General features: G+C 71.6%; 18 protein-coding genes, 1 tRNA gene and 1 pseudogene. 12 read left to right on the plus strand and 8 right to left on the minus strand.

From position 1 onward, the window contains the following. Positions 1 to 29: 29 nt before the first annotated feature. The 3 genes from ACZ4UX_RS03290 to ACZ4UX_RS03300 are packed head-to-tail and all read right to left on the minus strand — an operon-like array spanning position 30 to position 3,392. Complete coding sequence (locus tag ACZ4UX_RS03290; RefSeq protein ID WP_465705246.1) at positions 30 to 1,382, minus strand: M20/M25/M40 family metallo-hydrolase; 1,353 nt, start codon at positions 1,380 to 1,382, stop codon at positions 30 to 32. A gap of 43 nt (positions 1,383 to 1,425) precedes the next feature. Further along, the gene (locus ACZ4UX_RS03295) at positions 1,426 to 1,863 is read right to left on the minus strand and encodes a hypothetical protein (RefSeq protein ID WP_329488201.1); all 438 of its coding nucleotides are present in this window, start codon (positions 1,861 to 1,863) and stop codon (positions 1,426 to 1,428) included. Beyond that, on the minus strand, positions 1,860 to 3,392 hold the full coding sequence (locus ACZ4UX_RS03300) for a glutamate/gamma-aminobutyrate antiporter GadC (RefSeq protein WP_380382346.1): 1,533 nt from the start codon (positions 3,390 to 3,392) through the stop codon (positions 1,860 to 1,862). The genes ACZ4UX_RS03295 and ACZ4UX_RS03300 overlap by 4 nt, the downstream gene beginning before the upstream one ends. 448 nt (positions 3,393 to 3,840) lie before the next feature. Between ACZ4UX_RS03300 and ACZ4UX_RS03305 the strand changes: the two genes are divergently transcribed. Further along, entirely contained in the window at positions 3,841 to 4,341 is a 501-nt protein-coding gene (locus tag ACZ4UX_RS03305) for a hypothetical protein (RefSeq protein ID WP_465705248.1), read from the plus strand. Between the two features lie 96 nt (positions 4,342 to 4,437). Beyond that, positions 4,438 to 5,121, plus strand: coding sequence for a hypothetical protein (locus ACZ4UX_RS03310; protein ID WP_465705250.1), 684 nt, complete (start codon positions 4,438 to 4,440; stop codon positions 5,119 to 5,121). A 298-nt stretch (positions 5,122 to 5,419) separates the two neighbouring features. Here the strand turns inward: ACZ4UX_RS03310 and ACZ4UX_RS03315 are convergent, their stop codons facing one another. Then, positions 5,420 to 5,557, minus strand: coding sequence for a hypothetical protein (locus ACZ4UX_RS03315; protein ID WP_465705252.1), 138 nt, complete (start codon positions 5,555 to 5,557; stop codon positions 5,420 to 5,422). Positions 5,558 to 5,658: 101 nt separating this feature from the next. Here ACZ4UX_RS03315 and ACZ4UX_RS03320 point away from each other — a divergent pair. Both ACZ4UX_RS03320 and ACZ4UX_RS03325 read left to right on the plus strand, forming a co-directional pair. After that, positions 5,659 to 5,910, plus strand: a pseudogene (locus ACZ4UX_RS03320) (helix-turn-helix domain-containing protein); the annotation flags it as partial. A 330-nt stretch (positions 5,911 to 6,240) separates the two neighbouring features. After that, positions 6,241 to 6,471 carry a hypothetical protein gene (locus ACZ4UX_RS03325; RefSeq protein ID WP_465705423.1) on the plus strand — a complete coding sequence of 77 codons (231 nt, stop codon included), beginning with the start codon at positions 6,241 to 6,243 and terminating at the stop codon, positions 6,469 to 6,471. A gap of 366 nt (positions 6,472 to 6,837) precedes the next feature. Here ACZ4UX_RS03325 and ACZ4UX_RS03330 read toward each other — a convergent pair whose 3' ends face one another. Further along, entirely contained in the window at positions 6,838 to 7,479 is a 642-nt protein-coding gene (locus tag ACZ4UX_RS03330) for a hypothetical protein (RefSeq protein WP_465705254.1), read from the minus strand. Positions 7,480 to 7,609: 130 nt separating this feature from the next. After that, positions 7,610 to 8,098 carry a YajQ family cyclic di-GMP-binding protein gene (locus ACZ4UX_RS03335; protein ID WP_329488198.1) on the minus strand — a complete coding sequence of 163 codons (489 nt, stop codon included), beginning with the start codon at positions 8,096 to 8,098 and terminating at the stop codon, positions 7,610 to 7,612. 216 nt (positions 8,099 to 8,314) lie between these two features. On the opposite strand from ACZ4UX_RS03335, the gene ACZ4UX_RS03340 reads away from it, so the two are divergent. After that, a tRNA-Tyr gene (locus ACZ4UX_RS03340) sits at positions 8,315 to 8,395 on the plus strand. 111 nt (positions 8,396 to 8,506) lie between these two features. Here ACZ4UX_RS03340 and ACZ4UX_RS03345 read toward each other — a convergent pair. Both ACZ4UX_RS03345 and ACZ4UX_RS03350 read right to left on the minus strand, forming a co-directional pair. Further along, entirely contained in the window at positions 8,507 to 8,728 is a 222-nt protein-coding gene (locus ACZ4UX_RS03345; RefSeq protein WP_329488197.1) for a hypothetical protein, read from the minus strand. A gap of 49 nt (positions 8,729 to 8,777) precedes the next feature. Continuing rightward, positions 8,778 to 9,452, minus strand: a complete 675-nt coding sequence (locus ACZ4UX_RS03350) for an HAD family hydrolase (protein WP_465705256.1) — start codon at positions 9,450 to 9,452, stop codon at positions 8,778 to 8,780. Positions 9,453 to 9,978: 526 nt separating this feature from the next. Between ACZ4UX_RS03350 and ACZ4UX_RS03355 the strand changes: the two genes are divergently transcribed. The 7 genes from ACZ4UX_RS03355 to ACZ4UX_RS03385 all read left to right on the plus strand — a co-directional run bounded on the left by ACZ4UX_RS03355 (position 9,979) and on the right by ACZ4UX_RS03385 (position 20,365). Beyond that, positions 9,979 to 12,057, plus strand: a complete 2,079-nt coding sequence (locus tag ACZ4UX_RS03355) for an APC family permease (RefSeq protein WP_359803425.1) — start codon at positions 9,979 to 9,981, stop codon at positions 12,055 to 12,057. Positions 12,058 to 12,450: 393 nt separating this feature from the next. Then, on the plus strand, positions 12,451 to 12,540 hold the full coding sequence (gene kdpF, locus ACZ4UX_RS03360) for a K(+)-transporting ATPase subunit F (RefSeq protein WP_238863773.1): 90 nt from the start codon (positions 12,451 to 12,453) through the stop codon (positions 12,538 to 12,540). 1 nt (position 12,541) lies between these two features. Further along, on the plus strand, positions 12,542 to 14,203 hold the full coding sequence (gene kdpA, locus ACZ4UX_RS03365) for a potassium-transporting ATPase subunit KdpA (protein ID WP_396485687.1): 1,662 nt from the start codon (positions 12,542 to 12,544) through the stop codon (positions 14,201 to 14,203). Further along, complete coding sequence (gene kdpB / locus ACZ4UX_RS03370) at positions 14,203 to 16,320, plus strand: potassium-transporting ATPase subunit KdpB (protein WP_465705259.1); 2,118 nt, start codon at positions 14,203 to 14,205, stop codon at positions 16,318 to 16,320. Before kdpA ends, kdpB begins: the two co-directional genes overlap by 1 nt. Before the next feature lie 15 nt (positions 16,321 to 16,335). Next, a complete protein-coding gene (gene kdpC, locus ACZ4UX_RS03375; protein WP_465705261.1) occupies positions 16,336 to 16,965 on the plus strand; it encodes a potassium-transporting ATPase subunit KdpC in 630 nt (209 codons plus the stop codon). Positions 16,966 to 17,144: 179 nt separating this feature from the next. Next, entirely contained in the window at positions 17,145 to 19,694 is a 2,550-nt protein-coding gene (locus tag ACZ4UX_RS03380; protein ID WP_465705263.1) for an ATP-binding protein, read from the plus strand. Next, positions 19,691 to 20,365, plus strand: coding sequence for a response regulator (locus tag ACZ4UX_RS03385; protein ID WP_329488182.1), 675 nt, complete (start codon positions 19,691 to 19,693; stop codon positions 20,363 to 20,365). The genes ACZ4UX_RS03380 and ACZ4UX_RS03385 overlap by 4 nt, the downstream gene beginning before the upstream one ends. Positions 20,366 to 20,511 lie beyond the last annotated feature (146 nt).

Below are 20,511 nucleotides of genomic sequence, written 5' to 3' on the forward strand. Positions count from 1 at the left end.
GCAGGGGCTGTCGCGCGTACCGAACTCCCTCACGTCCGGGCGGACTCGGCGTAGTGCCGGAGGAACAACGCCTCGACGTGGGCCATGTGTTCGATCTCGCCGGGATCGACGCTCTCGTTGGGCGCGTGGATCAGGCAGCGCGGCTCCTCGACGCCCATCAGGATGATCTCCGCGTCCGGGTAGGTGCGGGCGAACACGTTGCAGAGCGGGATCGAGCCGCCCTGGCCGAGGAAGGAGATCGGCTTGCCGTAGACCTCCCGCATGGCCCGGTCCAGCGCCTGGTACGCCGGCCCGCCGGTGGAGGCCTGGAACGGCGAACCGACGCTCTCCGGCTCGACCGTGACCTGCGCGCCCCACGGCACGGCGGCCTTCAGGTGCGCGGTCAGCGCGTCCTGGGCGGCCCGCGCGTCGGTGCCGGGCGGCACCCGCAGGCTGACCCGGGCGCGGGAGGTGGCCGGGACGGCGGCCGCCGAGCCGACCACCGGGGGGCAGTCGATGCCGAGCACGGTGACGGCGGGCCTGGCCCAGAGCCGGTCGGCGACGGTGCCGGAACCGGTCAGCCGGACGCCCTCCCGGACTCCGGCGTCGGTGCGGAACTGCTGCTCGTCGTAGCCGACGCCGCGCCAGGTGCCGGTGGAGTCCAGGCCGTCGATCCGGGTGCCGCCTTCGGCGTCGCGCAGCGAGTCGAGGGCGCGGATCAGCGCGGCCAGGGCGTCCGGGGCGGGCCCGCCGAACATGCCGGAGTGCACGTCGCCGGCGAGGGTCGAGACGCCGATCACCACGTTGGTGACCCCGCGCAGCGAGGTGGTGGCGGTCGGCACGCCGACCGCCGCGTTCCCGGTGTCGCAGACCAGCAGGGCGTCGGCGTGCAACTCGCCCGCGTGCGGCGGCACGTACGCCTCCAGCCCGCCGGTGCCCTGCTCCTCGGAGCCCTCGGCGACGAACTTGATGCCGACCGGGAGGTCGTCGCCGAGCGCCCGCAGGGCGGTGAGGTGCATGACGATGTTGCCCTTGCAGTCGGCGGTGCCGCGGCCGTACCAGCGGCCGTCGCGCTCGGTGAGCTCGAACGGCGGGGAGGTCCAGGCGGCGTCGTCGAGCGGCGGCTGGACGTCGTAGTGGCAGTAGAGCAGGACGGTCGGGGCGCCGGGCGGCGGCGGGCGGTGGCCGATCACGGCGTGGCTGCCGTCCGGCGTCTCCTCCAGGTGGACGTCGCGCAGCCCGGCCCGGGTGAAGGCGGCGGCGACCCACTCGGCGGCCTCGCGGCACTTCTCCGGCGGGTACTGGCGGGGGTCGGCGACGGAGGGGATGGCGACCAGCTCGGCCAGGTCGTCCTTGGCCCGGGGCATCAGGGCGGCGATCCGGCGGGCGAGTTCGTCGGTCATGGGTACGGCTCCTGGGCGATCGGTCGGTTCGGTGGGCTGATCGTCAATTGCGCACGGTGTCACGGAGCTTGAGGTCGTCGATCTTCTGCCGGATGTCGGCGAGCTTGTCCGGGCAGTACACCGAGAGCACGATCGACTCCGCGAACACCACCTCGCGGTCGGAGAGCACCGGCCGCTGCCCGGGACCGCCCGCGCCGTTGGACATCCCGTACTTCCACTGCGCCTGGTTCAGCGCGTCGGCCGGGTTCTCGCAGACCGCGCCGCCGTCCTCGCCCAGGGTGTGCACGATCTGGCTCTGGCTGGGGACCGGGTAGCCGGCCGCCGTCAGCGCGGACGAGAGCTGCTTGGCCTTGTCGTTGGCCTCGTTGGTGCTGTGCAGCTGGGAGTACGTCAGCAGACCGGTGATCAGCATGCCGACCAGCAGGACGATCGCGCCCAGGTAGATCCAGCGGTGGCGGGAGGCCATCATGGTGCCGGTCATGCCGCACCTCCGGTGGTGCCGCGCCGCTCCTCGGCCTCCTGCTCGGCCAGTTCGGCCTGGGCGTCGGCGTTGCGCCAGGAGGGCTTGCGCAGCCTCAGGAACAGGTAGGGGATCACCAGGCCGAGCAGCACCAGGCCGCCGCCGACGATCGCGACGTACGACCAGACACTGCCGCTGCCGAACTGCGAGGACGGGACGAACCCGATCGCCATCGCGGCCGCCGAGGCGATCAGGCCGGTCACGCAGACCGGGACCAGCGCCGGGGCGCGGTAGCCGCGGGGGTGGTCCGGCTGGGTGCGGCGCAGCCGGATCGCGGCGGCGAACATCAGCAGGTAGACGATCAGGTAGACCTGCGTGGTGATCACCGAGAAGATCCAGTAGGCGCTGGAGACGTTCGGGATCAGGGCGTAGGCGAGGGCGATGACCGTGGTGACCACACCCTGGGTGACCAGCAGGTTCTGCTGGATCCCCTCCTTGTTCAGCCGCTGCAGGAACGGCGGCAGGTAGCCCTCCTGGCGGGAGATCATCAGCAGGCCCTTGGACGGTCCGGCGAGCCAGGTGAGCATGCCGCCGAGGGAGGCGGCGATCAGCGCCACCGCGATCACCGGGGTGAGCCAGCCGATGTGGAAGTACTGGAAGAAGGAGTCGAAGGCCTGCATCACGCCGGCCGTCAGGCTCAGCTGGCTGGACGGCACCACCCAGCTGATCGCCAGCGCGGGCAGGATGAAGATCAGCAGGACCATCCCGGAGGCGGTGAACATCGACCGCGGGAACTCCCGGGCCGGATCGCGGAGCGAGGAGACGTGCACCGCGTTCATCTCCATGCCGGAGTAGCTGAGGAAGTTGTTGACGATCAGCACCAGGCTGGCCAGGCCGGTCCACTGCGGGAAGAGGTGCGCGGCGTTCATCGGGGCGGCCGAGGTGTTGCCCTGGCCGAGGAACACGAGGCCGAGCACCACGAGCAGCGTGCCGGGGATCAGGGTGCCGATCACCAGGCCCCAGGAGGAGAGGCCGGCCACGGCCTTCGTCCCGCGCGAGGAGACCCAGACGCCGGTCCAGTACAGCACCATGATCACGACAGCGGTGTAGGGCCCGTTGCTGGCCAGCGCCGGGTTGACCACGTAGGCGATCGTCGAGGCCACGTACGCGAGCAGCGACGGGTAGTAGAAGATCGTCATCGCGAACTGGCACCAGACGGCGAGGAAGCCCAGCGGCTTCGACAGGCCCTCCGACACCCACCGGTAGACGCCGCCCTCCCAGCCGGAGGCCAGCTCGGCGGAGACCAGCGCGGTCGGCAGCAGGAAGACGATCGCGGGGACGAGGTAGAGGAAGACGCAGGCCAGGCCGTAGACCGCCATGGTCGGCGCGGCCCGGAGGCTGGCCACGGAGCTGGTCGTCATCAGCGCCAGCGTCAGCCAGGACATCCGTGGTGCGCCCGCCATCCGGGTGGCGACCGCGCCGCCGCTCCTGCGGGCGGCGCTCGGGCCGGGGCTGCCCCGGCCGGGCGAGGGTGCCTCCATCGAACTCATGCGTCCTCCTCGGGTGCGGCCCGGGGTACGTCCACCGGGGGTCCGCTCCGGCGGTGGGGTTCGCCCCGGGAGAGCCCCGGGGGCGGGCCGTACCCGGCCAGTTCACCCGGTTGCCGGGGGTGTCGCATGCGGCGTGCGGCCGCTCGGGTGAGCGACTGTCAGGGATGTGCGGCGGAGGTTTGGCCCGCGGGGGCCCCGGTGCCCGGTCGGCCGTCTTGGTCGGCCGTCCCGGTCGGCCGTCCCGCGTGCCTCCGGCGGTCAGGACTGCCGGGGTCCGTTCGCGCGGTGCCGCCGCGTCCGGGGCCCTGTCGGAAGCCCTGCCGGAAGCCCTGTCCGGGCCCTGCCCGGGGCGCCCGAACGCGGAGCCGCGCCGTCCGGGCCCTACCCGTCCGGGTACGGAATGGTAAATGCCGGGCGGAGTGTCAGTGCCTTGGTTCAGGATGACTGAATGTCGTACGAACTTCAGGCGCTGATCGGTTCGGCGGAGCTGCTCGCGGTGGCCGCCGCGGAGGTCCCGGCCGCCCGTCTCAGTCCGCTGGCCCAGGGGTTGGCCCTGATACCGGCCACCCCCGCCTTCCTGTCCGCGCTCCAGTTCGGCCGCGGTGAGCCCGGGTTCGGCGGTGAGTCCGGTTTCGACTGGTTCCCGGACGGTCTCGAACGCCGGCTCGCCGCGTGGTCCAAGGCCGGTCCGATCGCCTGCGTGGAGGCCGACTACTTCGGTGGCAGCGGCACCCAGCGCGCCGCCGTCTGGGCCGACGGCCGACTCGACCTGGGCCCGCTCGTCAGCGGCGAGTTCGAACCCAGCCCGCCCGAGGGCACCCCGATCTCCCGCGCCCTGCGGCGCATCGGCGCCCGCGTCGTGGACGCCCACCACCACGACGAGTTCGAGGCGGTCGGCCTGTCCGCCCACCGCCGCACCGACGGCTGGGCCGCTCCCGACGGGGCGTGAACCGTTCGGCGTACCCGCGGTGGCTGGGTCAACTGGCTTGCCCCAACGTGTGAATCAGGCATTTCGCCTGATTCGCATCGAGAGGAAGCATCACCCATGCGTGCCACTTGGATGGCCGCCGCGCTGACCGCAGCCATCGCGCTGACCCCGGTCGCCACGGCGTCCGCCACCGCCGCCGGCAATGAAGCCGCGGCCTTCACCCCCGCCAGCTCGCCCCCCGCGATCCTCACGGACGTCCCGCTGCCGGTCGGCGTGCCGCCGGTCGCGGCCCCGCCGGTCTCCGCCCCGGCTCCGGCGCTCCCCGCCGCACCCGACCTCGCCGCGGCGCCGACCGCCGTGCCCGACCCGGCCGCCGCGCTCGGGGTGCTGGGCGGCCTCGGCGACGTCCTCAAGCTGGTCAGCGGCCTGCTCTCGGCCGCCACCCCGCCGACCGGCAGCCCCGACCTCGGCGTCCTCCAGCAGCTGCTCGCCACGCTCGACACGGCGACGAAGGGCCTGCTCGCCCAGCTGCCCGCGGCCCCGGTGGCGGCCCCCGTGCCCGCCCCGGCCCCGCTGGACCAGCAGCCGGCGGCGGAGCCCCCGCGCACCACCACCCCCGCGCTCCCGCCGCTGGCCCTGGAGGACCGGCTCGCCTCGCTCGGGACCAAGGCCAAGGCCCTGGTCGACGCTGCCACGGCCGCCAAGCCGGACCCGGCCGCCGTCCAGCAGGCCGTCACGGCTCTGGCCCCCGACACCGTCGCGACCACCACCGGCACGGTCACCCGCCTCACCGGCCCCTGACCCACCGCCCGACACGACGGCCCCCGGACACCACACGGTGTCCGGGGGGCCGTCGCCGCTGCGCGTCCCGACGGGACCTAGCGGTAGTTCACGTCCTGGACCAGCGCCGCGCCGACCTGCAGATAGTCGGTGATCATGGCTCTGACCTGGGAAAACTCTCGTAGAGAGGTTTCACTGCTCAGCGCCGTTTTCCGCCCGCATGTGCCTGGTGGGTCCTGTCGTGCCGGGCTGCGAACCGGAGCTACGACACCCGTGAAGGCGTGGTCTTATGCCCGCCGTGGCGGCAGAACGGGAGAAATCAGGAGCGAGTCAGGGTGTCCGCGATGACCCGAATGACGGTGGTGAGCAGCAGGCGCACCACCATGGTGGTGGTCGGATGACGGGTGATGGCCCGCAGGGTGCGCACGACAGGGCGAGCGAGGTGACGGTCGTTCATAGAGGCGCTCCTCAAGCTGGTCCGACAGAGATGCCGGCTCGTCGTGGAGCAGTGCACTGGACCGCAGTGGGGTCCGGCGAGCGGGTTCGCTGTCGGAGCACATGAAGGCCCTGGTAGCGAGGGGTTCGGCTAGAGTTCGGCGAGTGTTCGGAGCAGACGGGGGAAGCACGCCGGATGGCGCTGCGGAGGAGCTCGCGAGAGAGCTGAAGGCTCTGAGGGAGGCTTCGGGGTGCTCCCTGAACGAGACCATCAGGCTCAGTAGGCGCGTCGGGTCTGTGACGTTCTCAAAGTCCTCACTGAGCGAATGGCTCAGTGGCAGGTCTGTGCCGTCCGACCCAGCTGTGTTCCGTGTCCTTGTTGAGGTACTGGAGGGCGCCGCGTCGAAGCGCAGTCCAACCCGCAAGCACAGGAGCCTCCAGGACTGGGAGCGACTGCGGCGGCGGGCAGCGTTCGAGCGGCGTCAGGGCATGGGCTCCGGCCGCGGCAGCAGGGCCGGGGAACGAGCCGACCAGGGGCATAACGCTGGTGTCAGTCGCGACGCGCCCGACAGGGGCGGAGTCGTTGGCGGGGATACCCCAGGGCTGGCCGAAGCCGAGCCCTCCCCGGAGGGGGGTCCGCTACAGGACGGTAGTGCTTACCAAGCGCTTGAGGCTGCTGCCACTTGCCGCAGTACGGCCCGACTCATGGGCGTGATGGCGGTCGTGTTCACGATTGGCACTGCCATGTGGTGCGGTGTCTTGTTCGGCCTCAGTCGTGGAGATGCAAGCAAGGCGGCAGTTGGCGCGGCCGCCGAAGGTCTGCAGTGGACCGCGTTCGTCGGCTTCGCCGCTTTGATAGTTCGCTTGGCCTTGCTCTGGATGGCGCGGCAGCAGGACCGCATCGCGATGCGAGCCCGGCGCGGTCTGCTCCCTTGACGCAGCCATTGCGTGGCCGCCATGGCATTGGGGAGGTTAGGGCTAGCGTTTTCGTGTATGGCGTAGATGGGCTGCTCTAGCAGCCCTGCGGCGAAGATCCCCGCAGTCGAGCCACCTGGTTGTGCTGCTGGATGTGATCTTCGGGCCGGAGACGGGCTCGGCGGTCGTCTCGCACCGACCCGCACCCCTCCAAGTGGAAGCGGCGGAAGGCGCTGCTCGTCTTTGCCAATGAGCGCGGTGAGGCGATCCGCCGTGCCGCCTGGGTGTCGGTGTTGGAGACCCTCGTGCGGGTTGCCGACAAGGCCCTGCGGGGGGAGGAGTTCGATTGCTGCGTGCGTCCCGCTCGCTGGCATTCCGGTTGTCCTGTCACGCACCGCTGATGGCAGACTCGGTGGCTCCTCCGGTCGAGGACGATCGGAGGGCGCAGGTCGCGATCCGGACCGCGAGCTTTTCGTAGTGGATGGGTTCGCCACACAGCCGGCGTACCGAAGCAAGGGCCAGACTGGCCTGGCCGGTGGCTTGAATGAGGGTGCGAGCGGCGACGTAGAAGTCCCACTGGCCGACATCGAGCGGATCGTAGTCGGCGTGGCTAAGCGCGGTATGGAGAGCGAAGACGTAGACATCCGCGTTGTAGGACTGCTCTGCCGAGCCACCGTCCTCGGGAGTCCAGGTGCGTCCGCGTAGCCGGGAGAAGCGAATCTCCGACAGCCGACGCTGGCCCCAGGCTTGGAGGTAGGCGCTGGTCTTGACCTCGATCTTGATCCCGTCCGGCGTCAGGACGTCGAAGCTCTCCCATTCCATGTTGCGTGCCACAGCGCCGACCGCGCGGTGGACCAGGAATTCCGCGAGGAGGCCCCGGGTGGTGTTAACCCGCAGGTCGGGCATCGCATAGCGCCAGAAGTCCAGCACCGCGCCGGCATCAGTGCCTCGAAAGGACTCGTTGCCGTCGAGGGGTGCCAGCTCGGTTGAGATGTGCCAGTCGTTTGGCGTGGCGGAGTCGGAGAGCATTCCCCCAGCCTGGCATGGACGCCAGACAGGGAGGGCAGCATCACGGGCAGCGCTCAAGATTGCGGCGCTGTGTCCTCGAGGTGCCCTCCCTGCCGGGAGAGCTAGCGTTTCCGCAGGTCAGCGCGGTTTGCTAGCGGTAGTTCACGTACTGGAGCGCGAAGTCGAGGTCCTTGCCCTTGAGCAGGGCCTGGACGGTCTGCAGGTCGTCGCGGCTCTTCGAGGTCACGCGGAGCTCGTCGCCCTGGACCTGGGCCTTGACGCCCTTCGGGCCCTCGTCACGGATGATCTTCGCGACCTTCTTGGCATCGTCCTGGGAGATGCCCTCCTTCACGTCCGCGAAGATCTTGTACTCCTTGCCGGACAGCTGCGGCTCCTTGGCGTCCAGCGCCTTCAGCGACAGGCCACGCTTGATGAACTTGCTCTGCAGCACGTCCAGAATGGCCTTCACCCGCTCCTCGCCGCTGGCCTTCATCTCGATCGTTTCGCCGGAGCGGCTGATCTCGGCGCCGACGTTCTTGAAGTCGAAGCGGGTGGCGATCTCACGCGAGGTCTGGTTGATCGCGTTGTCGACCTCCTGCCACTCGACCTTCGAGACGATGTCGAAACTGGAGTCGGCCATGGGTGTTGGTCTCCTTGATGCTCTGGCTTCACTGACACGGCCCGCCCCACCGGACGCCCGCAGCCCCAGCCTATCCAGCACCACCCCGCCCCCGCCCCCGACAGCCACGCCACATCCGTTGATCATCACGTGACCAACCAGGTGGCGAACCACCCCCCGGCATCAGGTATCGTTTACGGAGTCGAACGGGGCAAGCCCCGCGAGACACCAAATCCTGGCTGGTTGCCCGAGCGGCCAAAGGGAGCAGACTGTAAATCTGCCGCGTAAGCTACGCAGGTTCGAACCCTGCACCAGCCACTGGATTACCAGACCGGCCCTGAACAGCGGAAACGTTGTTCAGGGCCGGTTTTGTCGTATCCGGGGACGGATCTCGGGTGCGGCCGCCCGGGGTCCGGCGGTGCCGGGGGGTCAGAAGAGCGTGGGGGCCGGGGGGTCGGGGGTGACGCCGGGGAGGGCGTCCTGCCAGGCGGTGGCCCGGGAGAGCGGGAGGGGTCGCATGCTCGCCTCGCAGAGGAGGAGGGAGCGGCGGTCCCTCTTGTGGTCGTGGATGACGCCGTAGCCGGCCCGGCGGGTGGGCATCAGGGCGACGGGTCGGCCGCAGGCGGGGCACTGGACTCGTGGTGCGCGCATGGGTGAAGCCTGCCCGAGGGGGCCGACATCGGCGGGCGGCCGGTGCGGCTCAGGGGGCGGCCAGGAGGAGGGCGGCCGCCGTGGGGGTGTCGGGGGCGGTGTGGGTGGGGGCGGGGTGGGCCGGGGGGAGCGGCGGAGGTGGGGTGGGGGTGATCCAGATGGAGCGGATGCCGCAGGCGTGGGCGCCCAGCAGGTCGGTGGCGGGGTTGTTGCCGACCATCCAGGTGTCCGGGGTGAGGGTGCGGCCGAGGCGGGCGGCGGCCAGGCGGAAGATCTCGGGGTCGGGCTTGCGGGCGCCGGCCTCCTGGGAGACGCAGACGGCGTCGACGGCGGGGAGCAGGCCGGTCCGGGCGAGTTTGGCGCGCTGGACGTCGGTGTAGCCGTTGGTGACGACGCCGATGGTCCAGCCGGCTTCGCGCAGGGCGGTGAGGGCGGCGGGGACGCCCGGGATCGGGTGGGTGCGGGCGGCCTCGTGGGCGACGTGTTCCTCCCAGAGGGCCTCGCCGGTCTGCCGGAGGCCGTAGCGGGCGGCGATCCCGGCGAAGCCGGCCGGGGAGCGGTCGGCGCGCACCAGCGTGACGATGGTGGGTGCGGTGTCGAGGGGGAGGCCGTGGGCGGTGCAGAACGCGGTGGCCCAGGCGTCGGTGCCGCCGTCGCGTTCGACCAGGGTGTGGTCGAGGTCGATGAGGAGGAGCGGGCTCGCCTGCGCAGAGTGGTGATCCATGCGCGGAGCGTAGCCCGCTGGAGGGATCGGCATAATTGCGCATCACTTGCAATTGCTTCTTGGGGGCAGCAGAGTGTTCTCCGAGGGGTGGGGCCGGGCCGTTCAGCCTCCCCGCCGAGAAGTTCCGGACGTGCCCAGGTGCGCCGGGAGTCCTCCGTCCGAGCTGATCGTCTTCCCAACCGGCGCCCGCCGGGACATCGGCCCGCCCACCCCGCGCAGGAACCGCCGACGAGGCGTCGGCGAGCGGCGCGGCTCCAGCACACCGACGCGGTGGTCTGCCGGCTGTGGCTGTGGATCCGGCGGTCGGGGCGATGCTCCGGGGGTGGCTCGCGAAGGCGGGAATTGAGAGCCTATGTCGTAAATGTCCTATCTGATTGTCATATCTTGACGATGTCTTAACGGCCCCCCTTAGCGCCCCCCAAACGCCTCCGAACCGCTCGGAGCACGCCCCCCATAGCGGCTTCCACCTGCGGGAACACCCCGCCCAAAGGGCGTGTCCGGCGCTCGCGGTACTCCGCTCGGGCCCATGGACGGTCCGTTTTCCGCCCTTACGCTCGCCCATGTGTTCAACCTGCCCCAGGCGCTCAAGCGCCTAGTGATCGGCCGAGCCATGCGCAGCGAGGAGCTGGGCGAGACGCTGCTCCCCAAGCGGCTGGCGCTGCCGATCTTCGCTTCCGACCCGCTCTCCTCGGTCGCCTACGCGACCCAGGAGATCCTGCTGGTGCTCACCGTCGGTGGCACCGCCTTCCTGTACCTGACCCCGTGGGTCGCGGCCGGTGTGGTCGCGCTGATGGCGGTCGTGGTGATGTCCTACCGCCAGGTCGTCCACGCCTACCCGAGCGGCGGCGGCTCGTACGAGGTGGTGTCCCGCAACCTCGGCGCCAACTCGGGCCTGGTGGTGGCGGCTTCGCTGCTGGTCGACTACGTGATGACGGTCGCGGTGTCGGTGGCCTCGGGCGTCGACAACATCATCTCGGCGCTGCCCTCGCTGGCCGACCACCGGGTCGAACTGGCGGTCGCCTTCGTCGTGCTGCTCGCGGCGATGAACCTGCGCGGGGTCCGGGAGTCCGGCAAGGCCTTCGCCGCGCCGACGTACCTGTTCATCGGCGGCATGCTGCTGATGGTGGTCACCGGCCTGGTCAAGGCGCTCTTCGGGGACACCCCGGTGGCGGCCAGCGCCTCGTACGGGATCCTGCCGGTGGACGGCAAGGACACCCTGGCCGGCCTCGGTCTGCTGATGCTGGGCCTGCGGGCGTTCGCCTCGGGCTGCACGGCACTGACGGGCGTGGAGGCGATCTCCAACGGCGTACCGGCCTTCCGGGCGCCCAAGTCGAGGAACGCCGCCGCCACGATGGCCGTGATGGGCACCACGGCCGTGGTCATGTTCGTCGGCATCACCGCGCTGGCGCTGATGTCCAAGGTCCACATCGCCGACGACGCCTGCACGTTGACCGGCTTCGCGGGGGACTGCCACACCGCGCCGCAGCAGACCGTGATCGCCCAGCTGGCGGCCGCGATCTTCGGTGGCGACCGGAGCTTCCTCTTCTACTTCATCCAGGCCGTCACCGCGCTGGTGCTGATCCTGGCGGCCAACACCGCCTTCAACGGCTTCCCGCTGCTGGCCTCGATCCTGGCCGAACACCGCTACCTGCCCCGGCAGATGCACACCCGCGGCGACCGCCTCGCCTTCTCCAACGGCATCATCGCCCTCGCGGTGGTGGCCGGCGGGCTGCTCTGGCTGTACGAGGCGGACGTCACCAGCCTGATCCACCTCTACATCCTGGGTGTCTTCACCTCGTTCACGCTCTCCCAGATCGGCATGGTGAAGCACTGGAACCGGGTGCTGCGCACCGAGACCGAGCCGGGCGTGCGCGGCCCGGCCCAGCGCGCCCGGGTGATCAACGCCTTCGGCGCGGTCACCACCGCGCTGGTGCTGGTCATCGTGCTGCTCACCAAGTTCACCCAGGGCGCCTGGCTGGCCGTGGTCGCGGCGGTGGTGCTCTGGGTGATGATGCGGGGCATCCGCCGGCACTATGACCGCGTCGCCGAGGAACTGGCGGTGGACGACCCGGAGGCCGACTCGGTGCGCCCCTCCCAGGTGCACGGGATCGTGCTGGTCTCCAAGCTGCACAAGCCCACCCTGCGGGCGCTCGGCTACGCCGAGGCGTTCCGGCCGGACTCGCTGGAGGCGCTGACCGTGGCGGTGGAGCGGGAGGCCACCGGCGAACTGGAGCGGCAGTGGGGCGAACTGGACGTCCGGGTGCCGCTGAAGGTGCTGGACTCGCCGTACCGGGAGATCACCAAGCCGGTGGTGGCGTACGTGCGCGAGTACCGCCGGACCAGCCCCCGGGACGCGGTGGCCGTCTTCATCCCCGAGTACGTGGTCGGGCGCTGGTGGGAGCACCTGCTGCACAACCAGTCGGCGCTCTGGCTGAAGAGCAGGCTGCTCTTCACCCCGGGCGTGATGGTGATCAGCGTGCCGTGGCAGCTGACCTCCTCCAGCAAGGCGCACCACCCGTCCCGCCGGGCCCCCGGCGCGGTCCGCCGCGGCGAGCCGGCGACGCGGTCGGAGTACGAGCGGCTGCCGGCGCCCGAGAACGCCTGAGGCGCCGCCGGTCCCAGCTTGAGCCCCGGACCACGCCGAGAGCCCCGGACCACGCGGTCCGGGGCTCTCGGCGTATCCGCGCGGCCGTCCCGAGGGACGCCAGGCAGCGCGACGGGCGAGGTGTGAGGGCAGCGCGGGGAGTCACCGTATGGAGCCCGTCAACAATCGAACGGGCGCCGTATGGAGGGCGTCAAGAACGGCGGTGACGGTCCGTAGGCGCGGTTGGCTGGCGAGGCCGGCCCACCGCCGGTGCCGCGTCGACCGCCCGCAGGGGCCGGGCCGCGGCCACCTCCGAACCACTGTGGTGGAGCCCATGTCCGATCTCATCCACGTCGGTGTCACGGTCGCCGTGTTCGCCGTCATCGCCCTGATCGCGCGGGGGGTGGAGAAGCTGTGAGCGCCGAGAACGTCGCAGGTCTCATCGTGGCCGTCGCCCTCGTCGGCTACCTCGTCGTCGCGCTGATCTACCCGGAGAAGTTCTGACATGGGTTCCGTTCTCGCGGGCTGGTCGCAGGTCGTCGCCCTGGTGGGCGCGCTGGCCCTGTGCTACCGGCCCCTGGGCGACTACGTCGCCCGGATCCTGACCACGTCCAAGCACCTCAGAGCGGAGCGCGGCCTGTACAAGGTCGTCGGGGTGGACGGCGACGCCGACCAGCGGTGGCCGGTCTACCTGCGCTCGGTGCTGGCCTTCTCGGCCGTCTCGGTGCTCTTCCTCTACGGCCTGATCCGGCTCCAGGGACACCTGCTGCTGAGCCTCGGGGTCCCGCAGATGTCGGGGCACCAGGCGTGGAACACCGCGATCTCCTTCACCGCCAACACCAACTGGCAGTCCTACAGCGGCGAGTCCGCGATGGGGCACCTGGCGCAGATGGCGGGCCTGGCGGTGCAGAACTTCGTCTCCGCCGCCGTCGGCATCGCCGTGGTGGCCGCGCTGATCCGGGGCTTCACCCGCAACCGGACGGACCGGGTGGGCAACTTCTGGGTCGACCTGACCCGGATCACGCTGCGGCTGCTGCTGCCGGTCTCGATCGTCTTCGCGCTGGTCCTGGTGGCGAACGGGGTGGTGCAGAACTTCCACGGGTTCCACGAGGTGACCACCCTGGCGGGCGACCCGCAGGCGGTCCCGGGCGGGGCGGTGGCCTCGCAGGAGGTCATCAAGCTGCTGGGCACCAACGGCGGCGGCTTCTACAACGCCAACTCGGCGCACCCGTTCGAGAACCCCACCGGGTTCACCAACCTGCTGCAGGTCTTCCTGATCCTGCTGATCCCGTTCGCGCTGCCGCGCGCCTTCGGGAAGATGGTGGGCGACCACCGGCAGGGCTACGCGATCGTCGCGGTGATGGGTCTGTTCTGGGTCGCCTCGGTCGCGCTGATCACCCTCTCCGAGGCCCGGCACTCCGGTACCGCGATGCAGGCGGCCGGCGGCGCGATGGAGGGCAAGGAGCAGCGGTTCGGCATCGCGGCGTCCAGCCTGTTCGCGGCCTCGACGACGCTCACCTCGACCGGCGCGGTGAACTCCTTCCACGACTCGTACTCGCCGTTCGGCGGCGGGCTGACGATGTTCAACATGATGCTGGGCGAGATCGCGCCCGGCGGCACCGGTTCGGGCCTGTACGGGATGCTGGTGCTGGCGATCGTCGCGGTCTTCGTGGCCGGGCTGATGGTCGGCCGCACCCCGGAGTACCTGGGCAAGAAGCTGGGCGGGCGGGAGATGAAGTTCGCCTCGCTCTACATCCTGACCACGCCGACGCTGGTGCTGGTGGGCACCGGGGTGGCGATGGCGCTGCCCGGTGAGCGGGCCGGGATGCTCAACTCCGGTGCGCACGGCTTCTCCGAGGTGCTGTACGCGTTCACCTCGGGCGCGAACAACAACGGTTCGGCGTTCGCCGGGATCACGGTGAACACCGACTGGTACGACACCGCGATCGGACTGGCGATGGTGTTCGGCCGGTTCCTGCCGATGGTCTTCGTCCTGGCGCTGGCCGGCTCGCTCGCGAGCCAGCAGCCCGTCCCCGCCACCCCGGGCACCCTGCCCACCCACAAGCCGCTGTTCGTGGGCCTGCTGTCGGGCGTCGTCCTGATCGTCGTCGGTCTCACCTACTTCCCGGCCCTGGCTCTCGGGCCGATCGCGGAAGGTCTCTCCTGATGTCCTCCACCCTTACCGACAAGCCGGCCGCGCAGCCGCAGGCGCCCGCGGCGGCGCCGCACAGGGTCTCCGGCGGACTGCTGGACCCGAGGCTGATCGTCTCGTCGCTGCCCGACGCGGTGAAGAAGCTCGACCCCCGGGTGATGGTCAGGAACCCGGTGATGTTCGTGGTCGAGGTCGGCTCGGTCGTGACCACGATCGCCGCGATCGCCGACCCGTCCGTCTTCGCCTGGTCGATCACCGTCTGGCTCTGGCTGACCACCGTCTTCGCCAACCTGGCCGAGGCGGTGGCCGAGGGCCGCGGGAAGGCGCAGGCGGACACCCTGCGCAAGACCAAGACGGACACCATGGCCCGCCGGCTCACCGACTGGCCGGCGAGCCGGGCCGAGGAGGAGGTGCCGGGGACGGCGCTGTGCCTGGGCGACCACGTGGTGGTCGAGGCCGGGCAGATCATCCCCGGCGACGGCGACGTCGTCGAGGGGGTCGCCTCGGTGGACGAGTCGGCGATCACGGGCGAGTCCGCGCCGGTGATCCGCGAGTCGGGCGGTGACCGCAGCGCGGTCACCGGCGGCACCAAGGTGCTGTCCGACCGGATCGTGGTGAAGATCGCCTCCGAGCCCGGCAAGTCGTTCATCGACCGGATGATCGCCCTGGTCGAGGGCGCGGCCCGGCAGAAGACGCCGAACGAGATCGCGCTCAACATCCTGCTGGCCTCGCTGACGATCGTCTTCCTGATCGCGGTCGTCACGCTCCAGCCGATGGCCACCTACGCGGGTGCGCCGCAGTCGATGATCGTGCTGGTGGCGCTGATCGTGGCGCTCATCCCGACCACCATCGGCGCGCTGCTCTCGGCGATCGGCATCGCGGGCATGGACCGGCTGGTCCAGCGCAACGTGCTGGCGATGTCCGGCCGGGCCGTCGAGGCCGCCGGCGACGTCAACACCCTGCTGCTCGACAAGACCGGCACCATCACCCTCGGCAACCGCCAGGCCGCCGAGTTCCTCTCCGCCACGGGCGTCTCCACCGAGCGGCTCGCGGACGCCGCCCAGCTGTCGTCCCTCGCGGACGAGACTCCGGAGGGCCGCTCGATCGTCGTCCTCGCCAAGACCGGCTACGGCCTGCGGGCCCGCGCCCAGGGCGAGTTGACGCACGCTACCTGGGTGCCGTTCACCGCGCAGACCCGGATGTCCGGCGTCGACCTGGACGAGGCCGACGGGGTCCACCAGATCCGCAAGGGCGCGGCCGCCGCGGTCACCCACTGGGTCACCGGCCACGGCGGCACGGTCACCGACGAGGTCTCCGCCCTGGTCGACGGCATCTCCGCGGCCGGCGGCACACCGCTGGTGGTGGCGACGCGCACGGCCTCGGCCCCGGCCCGGGTACTGGGCGTCATCCACCTCAAGGACGTGGTCAAGGAGGGCATGCGGGAGCGGTTCGACGAGCTGCGCCGGATGGGCATCAAGACCATCATGATCACCGGCGACAACCCGCTGACCGCCAGGGCGATCGCGGAGGAGGCGGGCGTGGACGACTTCCTCGCCGAGGCCACCCCCGAGGACAAGATGGCCCTGATCAAGAAGGAGCAGGCGGGCGGCAAGCTGGTCGCGATGACCGGCGACGGCACCAACGACGCCCCCGCCCTCGCCCAGGCCGATGTCGGCGTCGCGATGAACACCGGGACCATGGCGGCCAAGGAGGCCGGCAACATGGTCGACCTGGACTCCAACCCCACCAAGCTGATCGAGATCGTCGAGATCGGCAAGCAGCTCCTGATCACCCGCGGCGCGCTCACCACCTTCTCGATCGCCAACGACGTCGCGAAGTACTTCGCGATCATCCCGGCGATGTTCGCGGCGGTCTACCCGGGCCTGGACAGGCTCAACATCATGGGCCTGCACAGCCCGCAGTCCGCGATCACCTCGGCGATCGTCTTCAACGCCCTGGTCATCGTCGGCCTGATCCCGCTCGCCCTGCGCGGGGTCAAGTACCGCCCGTCGGAAGCGAGTTCCCTGCTGCGCCGCAACCTCGGGGTCTACGGCTTCGGCGGTCTGGTCGTCCCCTTCGTCGGGATCAAGCTGATCGACCTCGTCGTCCAGTTCGTCCCCGGCCTGAGCTGAGAGAGGAGAACCCAGATGTCCAAGCCCCTGCCCACCACCGTGCGCACGCACCTCACCGCACTGCGGATGCTGCTGGTGATGACGGTGATCCTCGGCCTCGCCTACCCGCTGCTGGTCACCGGCATCGGCCAGGTCGCCTTCGCCGACAAGGCCGACGGCTCGATCGTGAGGGCCGACGGCAAGGAGGTCGGCTCCAGTCTGCTGGGCCAGACCTACGACCTGCCCAAGCGGAACCCCGGCGACGAGAACGAGGCGGCCCGGCCGGACCCGAAGTGGTTCCAACCCCGGCCCTCCGCCGGCGGGTACGACCCGAAGAGCTCCGGCGCCTCCAACCTGGGCCCGAACAGCGAGGACCTCGCCAAGGCGATCGAGGACCGCCGCGCCGCGGTCGCCGCGTTCGACGGCGTCGACCCGGCGAAGGTGCCGGTGGACGCGGTCACCGCCTCCGGCTCGGGCCTCGACCCGCACATCTCGGTCGCCTACGCCGAGGAGCAGGCCGCCCGGGTCGCCGCAGCCCGGAACCTGCCGGTGGAGACGGTGGAGAAGCTGATCGACAGGTACACCCAGGGCCGCTCGCTGGGCTTCCTCGGCCAGCCGGGAGTCAACGTCGTCCTCCTCAACACGGCTCTTGCGCACCAGAAGTGACGGACAGGCAGGCAGCACCGTGAGACGGGCCGACCCGGGCCGGGGCACCACCCCGCGCCCGGGTCGGCCGCCGTACGCCCCGACCCCCGTACGAAGACGAAAGCACCACGCCCCGACCCCCGTACGAAGACGAAAGCACCACGCCCCGACCCCCGTACGAAGACGAAAGAGCAGCGCCCATGGCCCGCGACCTCGCCCCCGGCACCGGCCCCCGCCGCGGCCGGCTGAGGGTGTACCTCGGTTCCGCCCCCGGTGTCGGCAAGACCTACCGGATGCTGGACGAGGCCAGGCGCAGACAGGACCGCGGCGCGGAGGTGGTGGTCGGCTACATCGAGTGCCACGGCCGCCGCCACACCGAGGCCATGCTCGACGGCCTGGACGTCGCACCCCGGGCCCGACGGTCCTACCGGGACGCCGAGTTCGAGGAGATGGACCTCGACGCGCTGCTCGCCCGCCGCCCCTCCCTGGTGCTGGTGGACGAGCTCGCGCACACCAACGTCCCCGGCGGCCGGCACGCCAAGCGCTGGCAGGACGTCGAGGAGCTGCTGGCCGCCGGGATCGACGTCATCACCACCGTCAACGTCCAGCACCTGGAATCGCTGAACGACGTCGTCCAGAAGATCACCGGCATCCCCCAGCGCGAGACCGTCCCGGACGAGGTGGTCCGCCGGGCCGACCAGATCGAACTCGTCGACATGGCCCCCCAGGCGCTGCGCCGCCGGATGGCCCACGGCAACGTCTACCGGGCGGAGAAAGTGGACGCCGCGCTCTCGAACTACTTCCGGGTCGGCAACCTCACCGCCCTGCGCGAGCTCGCCCTGCTCTGGGTGGCCGGGCGGGTCGACGAGGGGCTGCGCGACTATCGGGCCAGCCACCGCATCGACCGCGTCTGGGAGACCCGCGAGCGGGTGGTGGTCGCCCTCACCGGCGGCCCCGAGGGCGAGACGCTGATCCGCCGCGCCGCCCGGATCGCCGACCGCACGGCGGGCGGCGACCTGCTCGCCGTGCACGTCACCCGCAGCGACGGCCTGGCCGGGGCGTCCTCGGGGGCGCTCGCCCAGCAGCGGCAGCTGGTGGAGGCGCTGGGCGGCGGCTACCACGTGGTGGTCGGCGACGACATCCCCACCGCGCTGCTGGCCTTCGCCCGCGCCCACGACGCCACCCAGCTCGTCCTCGGCACCAGCCGGCGCGGCCGGATCACCCGGCTCCTCACCGGCCCCGGCATCGGCGAGACCACCGTGGACGCCTCCGAGGACATCGACGTCCACATGGTCACCCACGCGTTCACCGGCCGCGGCCGGCTGCCCCCGCTCGGCCGCCGCCACTCCAGGCGCCGCGCCGTCGCCGGCTACGCCGCCGGACTCGTGCTGCCCTGGCTGCTGACGGCCGGCCTCTCGCAGTCCCACGGCACCGTCAACCTGACCACCGACGCGCTGATCTTCCAGCTGGGCGTGGTCGTCGTCGCCCTCCTCGGCGGCGCCACCTCGGCCCTGCTGGCCTCCCTCGTCGCCTCGCTGCTGCTGAACTACTTCTTCATCCCGCCCCTGCACACCCTGACCATCGGCGAGACCAACAACCTCGTCGCCCTGCTGGTGTTCGCCGCCGTCGCGCTCACCGTCTCCACCGTGGTCGACCACGCGGGCCGGCTCACCACCCGGGCCGCCCGGGCCACCGCCGAGGCCGAGACCCTCTCCACCCTGGCCGGCAGCGTGCTGCGCGGCGCCGACGCCCTGCCCGCCCTGCTGGAGAAGTCCCGGACGGCCTTCGGGATGGACTCCGTCGCCTTGCTGGAACGCACCGGCGGCGCGGTGCTGGCCCGCTGCGACGGCGAGGGCGGGCCCGCCGGGCCCGGCGAGACCACCGAGGTCCCGGTCGGCGCCGACGCCCTGCTGGCGCTCACCGGCCGCCGGCTGCCCGCCGCCGACCAGCGCGTCCTCACCGCGTTCGCCGCCCACGTGGCCGCCGCGCTGGAACGCGACCGGCTCGCCGTGGTGGCCGCCGAGGTCGAACCGATCAGGGCCGCCGACCGGATGCGCACCGCCCTGCTCGCCGCCGTCAGCCACGACCTGCGCACCCCGCTGGCCGCCGCCCTGGCCTCGGTCGGCTCGCTGCGCAGCCCCGACGTCGAGTTCTCCGCCGAGGACCGGGCCGAACTCCTCGCCACCGCCGACGAGTCCCTGGTCAAGCTCACCCGGCTGGTGGACAACCTGCTCGACATGAGCCGCCTCCAGGCCGGGGCCCTCACCCTCCACCTCGCCGAGACCCACCTGGACGAGATCCTGCCCCGGGCCCTGGACACCCTCCCCGACCCGTACGCGCCGGTACGGCCGCTCGACCTCACCTTCGACATCGAGGCAGGCGTCCCGGCCGTCCTGGTCGACCCGCCGCTGCTGGAGCGCGTCCTGGCCAACGTCATCGCCAACGCCCTGCGCCACACCGCCCCCGGCACCCCGGTCCTGGTCGCCGCCAGCCACCTCGGCGACCGGGTCGAGGTCAGGGTGATCGACCGCGGCCCCGGCATCGCCGCCGAGGACCGCGACCGCGTCTTCCTGCCCTTCCAGCGCCTCGGCGACACCGACAACACCACCGGCGTCGGCCTCGGCCTCGCCCTCTCCCGCGGCCTCGCCGAGGCCATGGGCGGCGGCCTGGAGGTCGAGGACACCCCCGGCGGCGGCACCACCATGCTGCTCACCCTGCCCGCCGCCCACCCGGGAGGAGCGCCCGCATGAGCGAGATCCTGGTCGTCGACGACGAACCGGCGCTGCTGCGCACCCTGCGGATCAACCTGAGCGCCCGCCGGTACGCCGTCCGGACGGCCGCCAGCGGCGGCGAGGCCCTGGACCGCGCCGCCCGGACCTCGCCCGACGCCGTCCTGCTCGACCTGGGCCTGCCCGACCTGGACGGCCTGGACGTCATCCGGGGCCTGCGCAGCCGCAGCGCCGTACCGATCATCGTGCTCTCCGGCCGCACCGGCGCGGCCGACAAGGTGGGCGCCCTGGACGCCGGCGCCGACGACTACCTCACCAAGCCGTTCCTGATGGAGGAACTGCTGGCCCGGCTGCGCGCCGTCCTGCGCCGTCCGCCGGGCGGCCCGGCCCCGGCCGCGCGGGTGATCGGCGCCCACACCGTGGACCTCGCCGCCACCACCGTGACCGGCCCGGACGGCCCGGTCCGGCTCACCCCCACCGAGTGGCGGATCCTGGCGCTGCTGCTCGCCGACCCCGGCCGCCTGGTGCCCGGCCGGCGGATCCTGCGCGAGGTCTGGGGCCCGGCGCAGGAGGGGCGCGGCAACTACCTGCGGGTCTACCTGGCGGGGCTGCGCCGCAAGCTGGAACGCGATCCGGCCCGGCCGCGCCACCTGATCACCGAGCCCGGTCTCGGCTACCGGTACGAGCCCTGACGCCGGGACGGCGGCGGCGCCCCGACGGCCGCGCGTCAACGGAGCGTCAAGGGCGGGCCGTCGGGCGACAGGAGGGCGTCAGGACGGGCCGGACGGGGCGGTCGGCGGGCGTAGCGTCGTCGGTGAGCGAGCGGCCCTGCTCCATG

The organism is Kitasatospora sp. NPDC028961 (assembly GCF_055564815.1).

Coding starts and splice junctions, on each gene's coding strand:
- ACZ4UX_RS03290 (WP_465705246.1), bottom strand. CDS start 1,382: ATGACCGACGAACTCGCCCGCCGGATCGCCGCCCTGATGCCCCGGGCC.
- ACZ4UX_RS03295 (WP_329488201.1), bottom strand. CDS start 1,863: ATGACCGGCACCATGATGGCCTCCCGCCACCGCTGGATCTACCTGGGC.
- ACZ4UX_RS03300 (WP_380382346.1), bottom strand. CDS start 3,392: ATGAGTTCGATGGAGGCACCCTCGCCCGGCCGGGGCAGCCCCGGCCCG.
- ACZ4UX_RS03305 (WP_465705248.1), top strand. CDS start 3,841: ATGTCGTACGAACTTCAGGCGCTGATCGGTTCGGCGGAGCTGCTCGCG.
- ACZ4UX_RS03310 (WP_465705250.1), top strand. CDS start 4,438: ATGCGTGCCACTTGGATGGCCGCCGCGCTGACCGCAGCCATCGCGCTG.
- ACZ4UX_RS03315 (WP_465705252.1), bottom strand. CDS start 5,557: ATGAACGACCGTCACCTCGCTCGCCCTGTCGTGCGCACCCTGCGGGCC.
- ACZ4UX_RS03325 (WP_465705423.1), top strand. CDS start 6,241: ATGGGCGTGATGGCGGTCGTGTTCACGATTGGCACTGCCATGTGGTGC.
- ACZ4UX_RS03330 (WP_465705254.1), bottom strand. CDS start 7,479: ATGCTCTCCGACTCCGCCACGCCAAACGACTGGCACATCTCAACCGAG.
- ACZ4UX_RS03335 (WP_329488198.1), bottom strand. CDS start 8,098: ATGGCCGACTCCAGTTTCGACATCGTCTCGAAGGTCGAGTGGCAGGAG.
- ACZ4UX_RS03345 (WP_329488197.1), bottom strand. CDS start 8,728: ATGCGCGCACCACGAGTCCAGTGCCCCGCCTGCGGCCGACCCGTCGCC.
- ACZ4UX_RS03350 (WP_465705256.1), bottom strand. CDS start 9,452: ATGGATCACCACTCTGCGCAGGCGAGCCCGCTCCTCCTCATCGACCTC.
- ACZ4UX_RS03355 (WP_359803425.1), top strand. CDS start 9,979: ATGGACGGTCCGTTTTCCGCCCTTACGCTCGCCCATGTGTTCAACCTG.
- kdpA (WP_396485687.1), top strand. CDS start 12,542: ATGGGTTCCGTTCTCGCGGGCTGGTCGCAGGTCGTCGCCCTGGTGGGC.
- kdpB (WP_465705259.1), top strand. CDS start 14,203: ATGTCCTCCACCCTTACCGACAAGCCGGCCGCGCAGCCGCAGGCGCCC.
- kdpC (WP_465705261.1), top strand. CDS start 16,336: ATGTCCAAGCCCCTGCCCACCACCGTGCGCACGCACCTCACCGCACTG.
- ACZ4UX_RS03380 (WP_465705263.1), top strand. CDS start 17,145: ATGGCCCGCGACCTCGCCCCCGGCACCGGCCCCCGCCGCGGCCGGCTG.
- ACZ4UX_RS03385 (WP_329488182.1), top strand. CDS start 19,691: ATGAGCGAGATCCTGGTCGTCGACGACGAACCGGCGCTGCTGCGCACC.